The 15,235-nt window shown below is 71.5% G+C and carries 14 protein-coding genes; 7 read left to right on the forward strand and 7 right to left on the reverse strand.

What is annotated here, in order from left to right:
- Positions 1–123: 123 nt before the first annotated feature.
- Positions 124–411, reverse strand: a complete 288-nt coding sequence (locus L3Q67_RS25180) for a hypothetical protein (protein ID WP_499183935.1) — start codon at positions 409–411, stop codon at positions 124–126.
- Positions 412–558: 147 nt separating this feature from the next.
- Between L3Q67_RS25180 and L3Q67_RS25185 the strand changes: the two genes are divergently transcribed.
- Positions 559–1,401 carry an alpha/beta fold hydrolase gene (locus tag L3Q67_RS25185; RefSeq protein ID WP_499183936.1) on the forward strand — a complete coding sequence of 281 codons (843 nt, stop codon included), beginning with the start codon at positions 559–561 and terminating at the stop codon, positions 1,399–1,401.
- Here the strand turns inward: L3Q67_RS25185 and L3Q67_RS25190 are convergent.
- The 3 genes from L3Q67_RS25190 to L3Q67_RS25200 are packed head-to-tail and all read right to left on the reverse strand — an operon-like array spanning position 1,398 to position 4,967.
- Positions 1,398–3,569, reverse strand: a complete 2,172-nt coding sequence (locus tag L3Q67_RS25190) for a xanthine dehydrogenase family protein molybdopterin-binding subunit (RefSeq protein ID WP_499183937.1) — start codon at positions 3,567–3,569, stop codon at positions 1,398–1,400. The genes L3Q67_RS25185 and L3Q67_RS25190 overlap by 4 nt on opposite strands.
- Complete coding sequence (locus tag L3Q67_RS25195) at positions 3,569–4,528, reverse strand: FAD binding domain-containing protein (protein WP_499183938.1); 960 nt, start codon at positions 4,526–4,528, stop codon at positions 3,569–3,571. Before L3Q67_RS25195 ends, L3Q67_RS25190 begins: the two co-directional genes overlap by 1 nt.
- Positions 4,515–4,967: a (2Fe-2S)-binding protein gene (locus tag L3Q67_RS25200; RefSeq protein ID WP_499183939.1), complete on the reverse strand. Its 453-nt coding sequence runs from the start codon at positions 4,965–4,967 to the stop codon at positions 4,515–4,517. The genes L3Q67_RS25195 and L3Q67_RS25200 overlap by 14 nt, the downstream gene beginning before the upstream one ends.
- A gap of 182 nt (positions 4,968–5,149) precedes the next feature.
- Here L3Q67_RS25200 and L3Q67_RS25205 point away from each other — a divergent pair, with 182 nt between their 5' ends.
- Positions 5,150–5,749: a TetR/AcrR family transcriptional regulator gene (locus tag L3Q67_RS25205; protein ID WP_499183940.1), complete on the forward strand. Its 600-nt coding sequence runs from the start codon at positions 5,150–5,152 to the stop codon at positions 5,747–5,749.
- 2 nt (positions 5,750–5,751) lie between these two features.
- On the opposite strand, the gene L3Q67_RS25210 is transcribed toward L3Q67_RS25205, so the two are convergent.
- Positions 5,752–6,285, reverse strand: a complete 534-nt coding sequence (locus L3Q67_RS25210) for a carboxymuconolactone decarboxylase family protein (RefSeq protein ID WP_499183941.1) — start codon at positions 6,283–6,285, stop codon at positions 5,752–5,754.
- A 71-nt stretch (positions 6,286–6,356) separates the two neighbouring features.
- On the opposite strand from L3Q67_RS25210, the gene L3Q67_RS25215 reads away from it, so the two are divergent.
- From L3Q67_RS25215 to L3Q67_RS25225, 3 genes are all read left to right on the forward strand, one after another.
- Positions 6,357–6,818, forward strand: coding sequence for a MarR family winged helix-turn-helix transcriptional regulator (locus tag L3Q67_RS25215; RefSeq protein WP_499183942.1), 462 nt, complete (start codon positions 6,357–6,359; stop codon positions 6,816–6,818).
- A gap of 183 nt (positions 6,819–7,001) precedes the next feature.
- A complete protein-coding gene (locus L3Q67_RS25220; protein ID WP_499183943.1) occupies positions 7,002–8,285 on the forward strand; it encodes an MFS transporter in 1,284 nt (427 codons plus the stop codon).
- 78 nt (positions 8,286–8,363) lie between these two features.
- Positions 8,364–11,096, forward strand: a complete 2,733-nt coding sequence (locus L3Q67_RS25225; protein WP_499183944.1) for a glycoside hydrolase family 78 protein — start codon at positions 8,364–8,366, stop codon at positions 11,094–11,096.
- Between the two features lie 55 nt (positions 11,097–11,151).
- Here the strand turns inward: L3Q67_RS25225 and L3Q67_RS25230 are convergent, their stop codons facing one another.
- The gene (locus L3Q67_RS25230; RefSeq protein ID WP_499183945.1) at positions 11,152–12,207 is read right to left on the reverse strand and encodes an acyltransferase family protein; all 1,056 of its coding nucleotides are present in this window, start codon (positions 12,205–12,207) and stop codon (positions 11,152–11,154) included.
- Positions 12,204–13,271 (reverse strand): alpha/beta hydrolase family protein, encoded by a 1,068-nt coding sequence (locus L3Q67_RS25235; RefSeq protein WP_499183946.1) that lies wholly within the window; start codon positions 13,269–13,271, stop codon positions 12,204–12,206. The genes L3Q67_RS25230 and L3Q67_RS25235 overlap by 4 nt, the downstream gene beginning before the upstream one ends.
- Before the next feature lie 123 nt (positions 13,272–13,394).
- On the opposite strand from L3Q67_RS25235, the gene L3Q67_RS25240 reads away from it, so the two are divergent.
- Both L3Q67_RS25240 and L3Q67_RS25245 read left to right on the forward strand, forming a co-directional pair.
- The gene (locus L3Q67_RS25240) at positions 13,395–14,534 is read left to right on the forward strand and encodes a sensor histidine kinase (RefSeq protein WP_499183947.1); all 1,140 of its coding nucleotides are present in this window, start codon (positions 13,395–13,397) and stop codon (positions 14,532–14,534) included.
- On the forward strand, positions 14,531–15,187 hold the full coding sequence (locus L3Q67_RS25245; RefSeq protein WP_499183948.1) for a transcriptional regulator: 657 nt from the start codon (positions 14,531–14,533) through the stop codon (positions 15,185–15,187). Before L3Q67_RS25240 ends, L3Q67_RS25245 begins: the two co-directional genes overlap by 4 nt.
- Positions 15,188–15,235: the final 48 nt, after the last annotated feature.

Consider the following 15,235-nt stretch of genomic DNA (forward strand, 5'->3'; position numbering starts at 1 on the left):
GACAGATGTCGCTGAGCGGCATTGGCGGTCAGGCGGCCGAGCCGGACGCGTGCCCTGCCTGCTGCTGCTCATCGCGGGACTGCTGTGGCGCAGCCGCGTTCACCTGTGACTCGCGGACACATCCTAGCTAGCGGCGGTTCTACCAGGCCTTTTCGGTTCGTCCCGGCGCCGGGACGGGTGCCAGTCCTTGCGCTTCGGCAGCGGCTTGCCACGTGCCACGCTCACCCACAGCAACGCGGACACCAGGAGGCTGGGCGCCACCGTCAGGTAGACCGGCCAGTCGTGGAACCCCGAGAGCCACAACATCACCGCCACGCCGACGGACACCAGCGTCCACGTCATGGCCAGCGTGCTGCCGTTCTCCCGGCAGCGCACCATCCAGCTCCGTCTGTGCGCCCGATCGCCCCGCATCGCCACTCCTGGCACCACTACCACCACCACCTCGGTCTCGCTGGGTGAATACCCGTTCGGCGGCGCTTCAACCCTGCCGACCCGTCTACCCTATAGTTCCGCAAAATTCCCTATGAAAGGTTGGATAGCGAACGTTAGGGTAGGAGCATGTCGATCTTCAAGACGGAAGCGGGCGGCCGCGAGATCCTGAGCCGCTACGAGAAAATGCTCGAGAGCTGGCCGGTTCCGGCCGAGCGGGTCCGTGTACCGACCCGTGAGGGCGAGACGTTCGTGCTCGTGTGCGGCCCCGAGGACGCGCCACCGCTGGTGCTGCTCCACGGATCCGGGTCGAACGCGGCGATGTGGGCGGGGGACGTCACGGCCTGGGCGCAGCACTTCCGCGTCCACGCCGTCGACATGATCGGCGAGCCGGGATTGTCCGCGCCCTCGCGTCCACCGCTGGCTTCCGAGGCTCACGCGTGGTGGCTGGACGACGTCCTCGGCCACTTCGGCATCCAGCGGACCGCCATCGCCGGCGCGTCACTCGGCGGCTGGCTGGCGCTCGACTACGCGACCCGGCGACCGGACCGCGTCGAGCGGCTCGCCCTGCTGTGCCCGGGCGGTATCGGGCGGCAGAAAGTCGGGTTCCTGTTCAAAGCCTTGCTGTACAAGCCGTTCGGGCGCTGGGGGATGCACCGCTCGATCAAGGCGATCGCGGGCGTCGATCCCCGCAGCGAACCGGAAGTCGCCGAGTACCTCACGCTGACGTTCACGCACTTCCTGCCGCGCAAGGACCGGCTGCCCGTCTTCCCCGACGAATCCCTGCGACGACTGGACATGCCGATGCTGGTGATCATCGGCGCGCGCGACGCGATGTTCGACTCCCTGGACACGGCGAACCGCATCGGGAACACCGCGCCGCACGCGACCGTGACCCTCCTGCCCGAAGTCGCGCACTCCATCCTCGGCCAGACCACGCCGATCCTGGACTTCCTGCGCGAAAAGAACTAGTCGAGCAGATCCTCGATGGTGATGGGGATGTGGCGTACCCGGACGCCCGTGGCGTTGTGGATGGCGTTGGCCACGGCCGCCGCCATGCCGACGGTGCCGATCTCGCCGAGGCCCTTCGCGCCGACGGCGTTGTGCAGGGTGTCCGGGTATTCGACGAAGTGCACGCCGACCTCCTGGATGTCGGCGTTGACCGGCAGGAGGTAGCCGGCGAAGTCGGCGTTGGCCAGGCGGCCGTTCGCTTCGATGTCCAGTCCCTCGTGCAAGGCCGCCGAAACACCCCAGATCATGCCGCCGATGATCTGGCTGCGGGCGGCCTTCTCGTTGATGATGCGACCGGCGTCGAACACGCCGAGCATCCGCGAAACCCTGGCCTCCCGGGTCCACCGGTGTACGCGTACCTCGCAGAACTGCGCGCCGAACGAGCTGAACGAGTGCTTGGTCAGCTCCTCGCCGGGAGCCGACGAACCCGTGACCGACAACGACGAGCGCCCGGCCGCCCGCAGCACCTCGCCGAACGGCATGGTCCGGTCACCGGCGAACACCCGCCCGTCGGCGTAGGTGACCTCCTGGCCGTCGAACGGACCGCCCGGGCCCGAGGCCAGTGCGAGCAGTTCGTCGATCGCCTGGGTCGCGGCCGCCATGACGGCCGTCCCGGCGCTGGCCGTGGCGGTCGAACCCCCCGACAGGCCACCGGAGGGCAGCGACGAGTCACCGAGCTTCGGCACGATCCGCTCCGGGGTGATGTCCAGCGACTCCGCGCCGATCAGCGAAAGCACGGTCAGCAGGCCGGTGCCCGGGTCCGCGCCGCTGGTCGCGACCACGGCCGTGCCGTCCTGCTGCAGGGTGACCTCGACCGAAGCGGGGAACCGCAGCGCGGGGAACATCGCGGTGGCCACGCCGAGGCCCACCAGCCACTCGCCGTCGCGGTGGCCGCCGGGGGAGCGGTCCGCCCAGCCGAACCGGTCGGCGCCGATGCGGAAGCACTCGTCGAGGTGCTTGCTCGACCACTGCAGGTCCTTGCCGGGCGGCGCGCTGGAGTTGTTCCGCAGGCGCAGCTCGATCGGGTCCATGCGCAACGCGACCGCCAATTCGTCGATCGCGCTCTCCAGCGCGAAGGAGCCGGGTGCCTCACCCGGCGCGCGCATGAAGGTGGTCGGCGGGACGTGCAGCGGCACCATCTTCTGGCTGATCGCCAGGTTCTGCGTGGCGTACCACTCGCGCGAGGTGCCGTGCGAGGTCGGCTCGACGAAGGAGCGGGCCGCGTCCGTGCTGCACCACGAGTCGTGGCGGATCGCGATCAGCGTGCCGTCGGTGTCCGCGCCGAGGGCGATCTTCTGCACCGTCGCGGCACGGGTGGCCGTCGCGGTGAACACCTGCTCCCTGGTCAGCGCCGCCTTGACCGGCCTGCCGAGCGCCCTGGCAGCGGCCGCGGCGAGGAACGCGGGCGCGGAGGTCCGGCCCTTGCCGCCGAACGCACCGCCGACGAACGGGTTGACCGCGTGGACCTCCGACGGCTTCAGCTCCAGCGCACTGGCCAGTTCCGCGGCCTGCAGATCACTGGCCTGATTCCCGCTGTGCACCGTGAGGCCTTCCGCGGTCCAGTAGGCGACCGCGGAATGCGGCTCCATCGCGGCGTGGTTCTGCGTCGCGGTGCGGTAAGTCGCGTCGAGGACCACGGGGCTCGCCGCCAATGCGTCCTCAATGGACTCCACGCCGGGGGCCAGCACGGACAGCGAAGGCGGGGCGCCGTCCATGGCCGCGGGAGCGTCTTCCGCGGTGGCCAGGCCGTCTTCCAGCGAGGTCAGCGCGGGCCGGGCGTGGTAGGTGACCTGGACGAGCAGTGCCGCGTCCCTGGCCTTCTCGAAGGTTTCCGCGACCACGAAACCGATCGGCTGGCCGTAGTAGGTGACCTCGCGGTTCTGCAGCGGCACCCACGTCTCACCGAAGAGCGGGGTGGTCGGGGTGCGCAGGTCCAGCGGGTCGAAGGGGGTGTACACGCCGAGCACGCCGGGTGCGCCCTTCGCCGCCGTGACGTCCATGGCTTCGATCTCGCCGTGCGCGAGGGTGCTGAGCACGAGGTAGCCGTACACCGTGCCCGGCGGGGTGTGGTCCATCCCGTACCGGGCCTGGCCGGTGACCTTCTGCGGTCCGTCCAGCCTGCTGGGCATCAGCGGCTCCCCTCGGTGAGTTCGAGCAGCGCGCGGACGAGGGTCCGGCGCAGCAGCGGCACCTTGAACCCGTTGCCGGACAACGGCCTGGCCCCTTCGCCGGCCACGGAAGCGGCCTTCTCGAAGGTCTCCAGCGTCACCGGCTCACCGCGCAAGGTCGCCTCGACCGCGGGCAGGCGCCACGGCACGGTGGCCACCCCGCCGACCGCCACCCGGGCGTCGACGATGCGGGAGTCGTGGATCTCCAGCGCGACGGCCGCCGAACACAACGCGAACTCGTAGGACTGCCGGTCGCGCACCTTCACGTAGGTGGAATTCGCGGCCCAGTCCAGGCGCGGGACGACCACCTCGGTGATCAGTTCGCCGGGGCGCAGGTCGTTCTCGGTGGCGGGGGTGTCGCCGGGCAGCCGGTAGAAGTCGGCCAGTTTGACCGTCCGGTTCCCGTCGGCGCCGGCCAGCCGGACCTCGGCGTCGAGCGCGACCAGGGCGACCGCCACGTCACTGGCGTGCGTCGCCACGCAGGCGTCGCTCGTGCCCAGCACCGCGTGCATGCGGTTGGCGCCTTCGAGCGCCGGGCAGCCGCTGCCGGGTTCCCGCTTGTTGCACGGGGTGGCGACATCGCGGAAGTAGGTGCACCGCGTGCGCTGCAACAGGTTCCCGCCGATGCTGGCCATGTTCCGCAGTTGCTGCGACGCGCTCAGGGACAGGGCGCGGGAGATCATCGGGTACACGCCGGGGTGCGCGGCGATGTCGCTCATCCGCTCCAGCGCGCCGATCCGCAGGCCGTCACCGGCGTCGATCCCGCGCAGGGGCAGGTCGTTGATGTCCAGCACCCGTCGCGGGGTCAGGACGTTCAGCTTCATCAGGTCGACGAGGGTGGTGCCCCCGGCGAGGAAGGTGCCGTCCGAACCGGCGGCGGCTTCGAGCGTGGTGGGTGCGGTCAGTTCAAAGGGTCGCATCGGCCTGCCTCGCCTGCTCGACCGCCGCGACGATGTTCGGGTAGGCCGCGCAGCGGCAGAGGTTGCCCGACATGAACTCGCGCACGTCGGTGACCTCCTGCTCGATCGCGGCGACCGCCGACATGATCTGGCCGGAGGTGCAGAAGCCGCACTGCAGCGCGTCCTGGTCGACGAAGGCGCGCTGGACCGGGTGCAGTTCGTCCGATGTGGACAGTCCTTCCACGGTGGTGACCGGCTCGCGCACCGTGGCGGCCAGGGTGAGGCAGGCGAGCACGGGCCTGCCGCCGACGTGCACCGTGCAGGCACCGCACTGGCCCCGGTCGCAGCCCTTCTTCGGGCCGGTGACGCCGAGGCGCTCGCGCAGCGCGTCGAGCAGGGTCACGCCGGGGTCGGCCTCCAGGGATTCGGTGCTGCCGTTGACTTCGAGTGAGAGGTTCACTGGATCTCTTTCCCGCAGATCGTCGGGTACCGGAGCAGTGAAGCGGATAGTCATCCGGTTCCTTCGCAGGCTAGCGGATGAGAATCCGCTTCGCAACGAGGCCCGTCACCCGGAGTTGCTCCAGCTCACGCGCGGTGGTGCATTACATTCAGCTCGAACGCAGGTGAGAGGAGGGAGGCAGGATGACGACGGGCTCGGTCAACCCGCGGCGCGCGGACACGCGGCGCAACCACGAGCGCATCCTGATCGCCGCCACGGCGTCGCTGGCCGCCACGGGCGAGGTCTCCTTCAATGCCATCGCGAAGCAGGCGGAGGTCGGCGTCGGCACGGTGTACCGCCACTTCCCGACGCCGGAGGCGCTCATCCTGGCGGTCTACCAGCGGGAGGTGCGCCACCTCGTCGAGGTCGTGCCGAGCCTGCTCGAAGCGCACCCCCCGGAGCAGGCCTTCCGGGTGTGGACCACCGATCACCTGGCGCACTACATGATGACCAAGCGCGGGCTGGCCAACGCCCTGCGCTCCGCGACGACCTCCGGTGGCGGGGAGCTGCCCGTCAGTGCCTACGAATCCATGAAGGGCGCGGTCGGCACGTTGCTGAAGGCCAACGTCGAAGCCGGGACCGTGCGGGCCGATCTGGACCCGGAGACGGTGATGCGCGGACTGGGCGGGCTGCTGTACCTCGACGCGAGCGCCGAGTGGCGCAGCCACGCGGCGGCCCTCGCCGACCTGCTGTGGCGGGGCATGTGCTCCCGTGACTGCGCCTCTCGGAACGACCAGGGCTGAACTCAGGCGAACGGCAGCATCGGCTCGTCCAGTTCGGCGCGGGTGAGCCGGTTCGCGAGCGTCGACATCGTGTAGGCGCCGATGCCGAGCACGACTTCGAGTGCCTGCCTTTGGGTGAACCCGGCGTCGAAGAAGGCGGTCAACTCCGCCTCCGGTACCTCGCCGGAGGTGGCGAGCACGGTGAGCGTGTACTGCCGGAGCGCCGCGAGCCGGGCATCCGGCAACGGCTGTCCTTCCCGCAGCGCGGTGACCAGGCCGGGGTCCGCTTCGAGCCGCCGCAGTTTCGCGGTGTGCATGGCGACGCAGACGTGGCACTGGTTCCTGGTCGCCAGCGTCATGACCACGGTCTCACGGGCGAGCGGATCGAGGCTGGTTTTCTCGAACAAGGCCGACAGCTTCAGGAAACCGTCCAGCAGCAGCGGCGCTTCGGCGAGCCTGGCCACCGCGGAGGGCAGGTAGCCGAATCTCTTCTCGGTGGCGGCCAGCGCGGGGCGCGCGGCCTCGGGAGCGGACTCGGTGGTGTGGTCGATGAACATGGCGTTCCCCCCATAAGGTCAACTCGGTTGTCGATATAGTAAACCAAGTTGTCCAAGTCCACAATGATCGCATGACGCCCGGCTACGAGCTGCCCCTGCTGCTCTTCAGCGGCTTCCGCACGCTCATCGACCGCCTGCACGAGGAACTGGCCCGTCAGGGGCATCCGGAGGTGCGGCCCGCGTACGGGTTCGCGTTGCAGGCGATCGGGGCCGGCGGCGCGACCGCGTCCGAGCTGGGGCGACGGCTGGGTGTGTCGAAGCAGGCCGCGGGCAAGACCGTGGATCGGTTGTCCCGCCTCGGTTACGTCGAGCGCGCCGCCTCGATCGCCGACGCCCGCGCGAAGGTGGTGCGCCTGACCCCGCTCGGCCTCGACCTGCTCACCCGCTCCGCGGAAATCTTCGACGAGCTGCGGGCCGAATGGGTGCGCGAACTGGGCGAAGAGGGGGTCGCGGGGATCGAGGCCGGCCTGCGCACCGTCACCCCGCCCGGCACGCGCGTCGACGCCGCCGCCTGGTTCGGCGCCTGGGTCTAGCGCGGCGCCTGACTCGAAGATGCTTTCGGTTGACCGCGCGCCACCCTCGGCGACTAGATGAAACGATTCATTACGTAGAGCTTCCTCGGTTCCGAAGCCTTGAGTCGGCTGGTCGCCTTCGCTACCCTCCCGCTTGATACGTTTCAAAGTGTGACCTACGTCAACGAGGACGAGGAGACTCACTTGACTTCCTCCGAAGCCGTCGGCACCTCGCCGGCGGAAGAGTCCGGGACCGTTACGCGCCAGCAGTGGAAGTGGTCGACCCTGGCCGCGATGGCGTCCTATTTGGACGCGGGCTCGATCGTCGCGCTGGGCTCGGGGCTGGCCCTGTTCCAGGCGTACCTGGGGTTGAGCGACGGCGCGGTGGGCGCGCTGGCGGCCATCGGGCCGAACGCGATCGGCTGCGCCATCGGCGCGCTGATCGGCGGGCGGCTGGGCGACAAACTGGGGCGCAAGCGCATCTACAAGTACGACCTGCTGGTCTACGCGGCGGGTATCCTGTGCGTCGCGCTCGCGGTCAACGCGCCGATGCTGTTCATCGGCACCTTCGTCGTCGGCGTCGCGGTCGGCGCGGACGTGCCCACCTCGCTCGCGCTGGTCGGCGAGTTCTCCCCGGCGAAGGCCAGGGGCAAACTGCTCGCCTTCACACAGATCGCCTGGAACGCCGGGCCGGTGGTCGTGCTGCTGCTGGCGCTGGTCCTGTCACCGCTGGACTTGCTCGGCATCAGGATCGTCTTCCTGCACCTGTTCGTGGTCGCGCTCGTCACTTGGGCACTGCGGCGGGGGCTCGCCGAATCGGCCAGGTGGACCGCGGCGTCGACCAGCGTTGCGTCGGCCGCGGCCAAGTTCGGCGCGCTCTTCCGCGGCGCGAACCTGCGCGCACTGGTCTGGACCGGCACGATCTACCTGTTCTGGAACGTGGCCGCCGGGACCAACGGCATCTTCACCCCGTACATCATCACCACGCTGAACGCGGGCAGTCAGGCCGCGGGAGTCGCGCTGTCCTGCGCCGGCTTCGTCATCGGCATCCTGGGCACGCTGGTGTTCATGCGCCTGGTCGACCGGGGGCACGCCATGCGCAAGCGGATGTGGGCGCTCGGCTCGCTGGCGCAGGTGCTCGCCTTCGTGCTGTACCTGGTGTTCCCGTTCAACATCCCGGTGATCATCGGCAACATCGTGTTGTTCGGCGTCGGCGCGGCCTTCGCCGGTGAAGCGGTGTACAAGATCGTCAGCCAGGAGCTGTTCCCGACCATGCTCCGGGGCACCGCCCAGGGCATGACCTTCGGGGTGGCGCGGATCTTCCTCGGCATCTGGAGCTTCTTCGTGCCGACGCTGGCGAACGCCGGGATCACCACGGTGGCCGCGTTGCTGGCGGCCAGCCTGGTGATCAGCGGGGTGGTCGGCTACTTCTTCATGCCCGACACCTCCGGGAAGTCGCTCGAGCAGATCGAAGCGGAGCGGGCGTGATCGCGGGCGGGCCGAGCTGGGCGCCGCCGCCGAACTTCCCGGTCAGGAACTCGTCACCGTCACCCAGGAGGCCCTCCGTTGACAGCCACCACGCCCGTTCGCTTCGAGCACCGCGACTCCCCGCTGGGACTGGGCACCGCGACCCCGCGGTTGTCCTGGCAGGTGCGCACGGACGACCCGGGATGGGCGCAGACCGCCTGCGAACTGGATCGCGACGGCACCGTGGTGCGGGTGGAGTCGGCCGAACAGGTGCTCGTGCCGTGGCCGTTCGAACCGCTGCGGTCCCGGGAACGGGCCGCGGTCCGGGTTCGGGTCGCTTCGGGGGACGACTGGTCCGAGTGGAGTGAACCGTCCACTGTGGAAGCGGGGTTGCTGTCCGCGCGGGACTGGAGCGCGCGGTTCGTCAGCCCGGTGAAGCTCGGCGGGATCGGTGCGCCCGCACCGATCCTGAGCCGGACCGTGCACCTGCGGGCGGGCATCACGTCGGCCCGGCTCTACGCCACCGCGCACGGGGTGTACGAGGCGCAACTGAACGGCCGGCGCGTGGGTGACGAGGCGCTCGCCCCCGGCTGGACCAGCTACCAGCACCGCCTGCGGTACCAGACCCACGACGTGACCGCGCTGCTGCACGAGGGCGCGAACGAGCTCGACGTGCTGCTGGGCAACGGCTGGTTCCGCGGCAGGCTCGCCTGGGCGGGCCGGCGCGCGCACTACGGTGACCGGCTGGCGTTGCTGGCGCAGCTGGAAGTCACCTACGCCGACGGTTCCACCGAGGTCATCGGGACCGACGAGCAGTGGACCGCGCGGAACAGCGGGGTGCTCGCCGACGACCTGTACGACGGCCAGCACACCGATCTCCGGTCCACGGAGTCCGAAGTGGACCGGGTGGAGGTCCTCGAAGCGAACCTGGGCCGCCTGGTCGCGCCGGAGGGGCCGCCGGTGCGGGCCACCGAGGTACTGCCCGCGATCGAGGTGTGGCGTTCGCCGTCGGGCAGGACGCTGGTGGACTTCGGGCAGAACGTGGTCGGCTGGGTCCGCCTGCGCCTGCGGAACACCCGCGTGGGGCAGGAGGTCGTGCTGCGGCACGCGGAGGTGCTGGAGCACGACGAACTCGGCGTCCGCCCGCTGCGCTCGGCCGCGGCCACCGACACCTACGTGCTCGACGACGCCCAGGAAGTGGTGCTGGAGCCGAACCTGACCTTCCACGGCTTCCGGTACGCCGAGGTCACCGGCGCGGACGTGGTGGCCGAGGACCTGGCGGCGGTCGTGGTCGGCACCGACCTGCGGCGGACCGGCTGGTTCTCCTGCTCCGACCCCGACCTGGAGCAGTTCCACCGCAACGTGGTCTGGGGCATGCGCGGCAACTTCCTCGACGTGCCGACGGACTGCCCGCAGCGCGACGAGCGGCTCGGCTGGACCGGGGACATCCAGGTCTTCTCGCCGACCGCCGGTTTCCTCTTCGACACCGCGGGGTTCCTGAGCACCTGGCTCGCGGACCTCGCCGCCGACCAGCAGGACGACGGCTCGGTGCCCTACGTCGTCCCGGACGTGCTCTACGGGACGTCGCCGACCGCCGCGGCCTGGGGGGACGCGGCGGCGGTCGTGCCATGGGTGCAGTACCGGCGCTACGGCGACACCGGCGTGCTCGCGCGGCAGTTCGACAGCATGTGCGCCTGGGTGGACCGGATCGCCTCGCTGACCTCGGACGGGGTGTGGGCGGGCGGGTTCCAGTTCGGTGACTGGCTCGACCCGACCGCCCCGCCGGACAACCCGTTCGCCGCGCAGGCCGACCCCGATGTGGTGGCCACGGCGCACCTGGTGCGTTCGGCGCAGATCGTCGCCGAGGCCGCGCGGGTGCTCGGCCGCGACGGCAGCCGGTACGAAAAGCTGGCCGCCGACTCCCGGGACGCGTTCGTCCGGCACTACGTCACCGGCGCCGGCCGGGTGCTCAGCGACGCCCCGACCACGTACGCGCTGGCTCTTGAATGGGACCTGCTGCCGAACGAGGAGCAACGGACGCACGCGGCCGAGAGGCTCGCGGATCTGGTGCGCGCCAACGGTTTCCGGATCGGCACCGGGTTCGTCGGCACGCCGCTGGTCACCGACGCGCTGACTTCGGCGGGCCGCCCGGACCTGGCCTACCGGCTGCTGCTCGAACGAGGCTGCCCGTCCTGGCTGTACCCGGTGTCCATGGGCGCCACCACCATCTGGGAACGCTGGGACAGCATGCTTCCCGACGGTTCGATCAACCCGGGTGAGATGACCTCGTTCAACCACTACGCGCTGGGAGCCGTCGCCGACTGGATGCACTGGTCGATCGCGGGACTGGCTCCGGCCGCGCCGGGGTACCGGCGGATCACCGTCCGGCCGGTCCCGGACGCCGCGCTGACGCACGCTTCCGCTCGGCACCACACCCCGTACGGCGAGGCTTCGGTGGCGTGGCGGCGGGAAGGCGGGGAGTTCACGCTGGAGGTGGAGATGCCGCCGGGCACGACCGCGCAGGTGCACGTGCCCGGTCAGGCCGCGGTGGAGGTGGGGCACGGGCGGCACCGGTGGACGGTGGCCGACCCGGTGACGCCACGGTCCACTCCGGCCACCGTGCGGGAGCTGCTCGACCACGCCGAACTGTGGCCGAAGGCGGTGGCCCTGCTCGCCGAGCACGGTTTGGGCGGGGATTCCGCGCAGCTCGCCAGGGAGGCCGCGCCGTTCCTGCACCGGCCCGCGACCGAACTCGCGACCCTGCTCGCGATGAAAGACCCGGCGGGTGGCGGCACCGCGGCCGAAGCGGCGTGGGCGGACCTGCTCGGCTGACACCCGAACTCAGCCGGCCCGCGTCGAGACCGTCGGCGTGGGCCGGCCCCGGGAGTCACCGCGGCCGAGGTGCCGTGCAGGAGGCCTGAAGCCAGGTCAGCGCGGCGAGCACGAGCGCGAAGACCGGCAGCCAGTACAGCCGGTGCAGCGGCCAGTCGCCGGTGGGCTCGTCCAGCAGGCCGGGCAGCCGTCCCGCGAGCAGGCCGATGAAGCTGACCAGCAGCAACGCGGTCTGGTGCCAGCAGTAGACGGCCATCGCGTGCCGGTTGAGCGCCGAGATCGGCGCCCACACGGCCCGGCGCCGGAGCACCCCGGCGAGCCACGGGCGCAGCAGCAGGAACACGCCGACCTGCGCGGCGGCCAGCGCCAGCGTGAACAGCGACGGCGGTGCCAGGTTGGACCAGCGGTCGCCGGGCACACCGACCGCGCTCGCCGGATACCGCGCCGCCCACAGCAACGCGACGCCGGTGAGCACGCCCAGAAGCAGGAGGACCGCACCGGCCCGGCGATGCAGCCGCTGCTCGGCCAGCGCCAGCCCGAGCAGGTACGGCACGGCCCAGGCCACCGGTGTGGCCACCACGCCCAGCCAGTCCGGCAGGCCGTGCGGCCGGATCAGGTCGACCACCCCGGCCAGTGCCACCGGGACCACCGCCACCCATGGTCCACATCGGACGACCAGCGGCCGCAGCACCGGGGTGAGCGCGACCAGCACCAGGTAGACGAGCAGGAACCACAACGGTTGCGTCACCAGCGCCAGGACCAGGTCACGGGTGCCGTCGGGGGCGTCGACGGCGGCGAGCAGGAGCATGGCGGGCAGCCACACCGCGGCGAGCGCCAGCACGGGCACGAGCAATCGCCCGCGCCGCAACGGCTTCCCGTGCCGTGCCCGGCTGGCCGCGGCGTACCCGGCGGCGAAGAAGAACGGGCCGAGGGTTTGCAGGAACCAGGTCACCGGGGCGAATTCCGGGGTGTGCGCCAGCGGGCTTTCGCCGTGCAGCGCGGTGGGCCGGTACGGATCGCTCACCACCGCGCTCACCAGCCAGTGCCCGAGCACGACCCCGGCGATCGCGAGACCCCGCAGCGCGTCCACCGTCCGGTCCCGCGTGGTCACGGCCGGACCACCGGATCGCTCCCGGACAGGGCTATCCCGGTCAGCGCCGCCAGCGAATCGGTGCCCGGGCTGAGGTAGTGGTCGTGATCGGCGACGTCGCCGGTGGCGAACACCCGGGCGCCGAAGGCCGGATCGGCGGGCTTGGTGCCGTGGCCGAGGCCGAAGAACCGCACGCCGGGCACCCAGCGGATCCAGTCGCCCCGGGACTGCCCGGCCCAGACGCGGGCGGTGGTGCCCAGTCGTGCCACGTGGTCCACGCCCATTCCCGGACTGCCGAACGCCGCGAGGTCGGTCACCTGCCGGGGGAGCCGGGCGGCCGCCGCCCCGATCACCGTGGACCCGTAGCTGTGGCCGAGCAGCGCGATCGTCGCTTGTGGACGGACCGCGACCAGCCCGGCGACGAACCGCTCCAGCGCCACGGCGCCCGCCCGCGCCAGGTCCCCGCGGGCCGCGTCGGGCCCCACCCCGCCGGGGGTGTCGTAACCGAGCCAGGATATCACCGCGAACCGGGCACCAGGAGCTTCCCGGACGGCCGCCCGGTGCAGGTCGGCCGCCTGCGTGGCCGGTGCCCGGTAAGGCACGCCGCCCACCCCGGTCCAGAAGTTCTCCGCCCGGTTGGCCGCGCCGGGCACCAGCACGGCGATCCGGTCGGCGGTGGCCAGATCACCGGACACCTGCGCCACCCGGCCGTTGCCACGCGGGTCGAACAGCAGGAACTGCCCGGCCCGGTCCACCCCGGCCGCACGCAGCTGCCGCCGGTTCGCCGCGTACCGCATCGCCGGTGGGGCGCCGTCGAGCGCGCCCACCACGTCCGGGTACGCGACCGCCAGACCGTGCTGCTCGGCGGTGCCGAGGCGCAGCAGGAAGTCGTGGATCTCGGCCGGCTCGGCGCGCTGGGGATCCGGCAGGTGGTGGCCGTCGGCGAGCCAGGCGGGCAGGCCGGGCGGTGGTACCGAGCGCACCAGACCGGGTGCGTACAGCAGCGCGGCGGCCGCGGGTGCCACCGTCATGGTGACGGCGGCGAGCACGGTCAGCAGCGTGCGGGGAGCGAGGTTTCCGATCACCCGCCAAACGGTGCTGAACCCCCGAGTCCAGGACATCGGCCCGGCGATCACTTTCCGGGTAGCCGCCGGGCGTACACCCCTGAGCCGATGCCCGGCCGGCGACCGGCTGGCTACCATCGCCGCATGTCGGTGCCGGTCGCTCGTTCGCCGTTCAGCCGGATCCCGGCGAGGACGCGCACCACGCTGGCCTGGACCGGGCTCGCGTTGTCGCCGGTGCTCCTGCACGTCTGGATCGCCTGGGAAGGCCCGTACTTCGTGGCTTTTCTGGCCGTGTTCCTGCCGTTCGGGATGCTCAAGCGCCGGCCGCTGCCGGCGCTGGGTGTGCTGCTCCTCGAACTGGTGACCGCGGAGCTGGTGCACCTGCCGCCGTCGACCGAGTCCGGGCTGCCCAGCTTCCTCCGGGACCTGCAGACCGTCACCCTCGACCTGGCTGTCGCCTACATCGCGACCACGAGCCGCTTCCGGCTCTCGGCCTTCGCTGCGGTTCTCGCGCTGGTGGTGCAGCTCGTGGTGGCCGCCATCTCCGAACTCCGGCCCCGCGACTTCGAGAACGCCTTCATCCCGTACGCGGTCGCGGTCCTCGCCGCCTGGCTGCTGGGCTGCCTCCTGCGCCGGCTCAAGCGGTACCGCGAGACCCGGCAGGCACAGGCCGAACTCCAGGCCGCGCAGACCGAGCGGCTGCGCATCGCCAGGGAACTGCACGACATGATCGCGCACAGCATCGGGGTCATCGCGTTCCAGGCGGGGATGGGTGGCCGGGTCATCGACACCCAGCCGGAGGAGGCACGCAAAGCCTTGCACGCGATCGAAACCACCAGCCGCGACACGCTGACCGGACTGCGTCAGGTGCTCGGCGCGCTCCGGCGGCCCGACGCGGGGGAGCCCGGCAAACCGCCGGGTCTCGCCGATCTGGGCGACCTGGCCGCGCGGACCCTCGACGCCGGTGTGCGGGTGGACGTGCGCCGGCGTGGCCACCGGCGGCCACTGCCGCCCGAGGTGGACCTGGCGGCGTTCCGCATCATCCAGGAGGCGGTCACCAACGTGGTGCGCCACGCCGGGGTCGCCCGGTGCGAGGTGGTCGTCGAACAACGGGCGAAGGAGCTGGTCCTCGAAGTGACCGACGAAGGACGGGGTGGTGCCGCGGAAACCGGGTACGGCATCCCCGGGATGCACGAGCGGGTCGCGCCGCTGCGGGGTGAGGTCACCGCCGGGCCGCGGCCGGACGGCGGTTTCCGGGTCAGCGCGAGGATCCCGCTGCGATGACGATCCGCGTCGTGCTCGCCGACGACCAGCCGCTCATCCGCAGCGGCCTGCGGGTCCTCATCGCGGACACCCCCGACCTGGCCGTGGCCGGGGAAGCGGGGACCGGCACCGAAGCGGTCCGGGTGGCCGGGGAAACCCGGCCGGACGTGGTGGTGATGGACATCCGGATGCCGGACATGGACGGCATCGAGGCCACCCGGCGGCTCACCGCGGGCGCCGAGCCGCCGCACGTGCTCGTGCTCACCACCTTCGACGACGACGAGTACGTCTACGGCGCCCTGCGGGCCGGGGCGAGCGGGTTCCTGGTCAAGGACATGGCGCTGGACGACATCCTGACCGCGATCCGCGTGGTCGCCGCCGGTGACGCGCTCCTCGCGCCGAGCGTGACCCGCCGCCTGATCGCCGACTTCGCCGGGCGCCCGGCACCGGCGTCACCGCGGCGGCAGGCCGACGGGATCACCGACCGGGAGCGCGAGGTGCTGACCCTGGTCGGGCTCGGCCGGTCCAACGGCGAAATCGCCGCCGAGCTGTACATCAGCGTGGCCACCGCGAAGGCCCACGTGGCGCGGCTGTTCACCAAGCTCGACGCGCGCGACCGCGTCCACCTGGTCATCATCGCCTACGAGCTGGGGCTGGTAGGCCCACGGGTGTAAGCCCGGCGGCCGATGTGACGGGCGGGGGCCGACCGGCATCGTGGCGGG

Origin of the sequence: Saccharothrix sp. AJ9571, assembly GCF_021725495.1 — a bacterium.
Taxonomy (GTDB): domain Bacteria; phylum Actinomycetota; class Actinomycetes; order Mycobacteriales; family Pseudonocardiaceae; genus Amycolatopsis; species Amycolatopsis magusensis.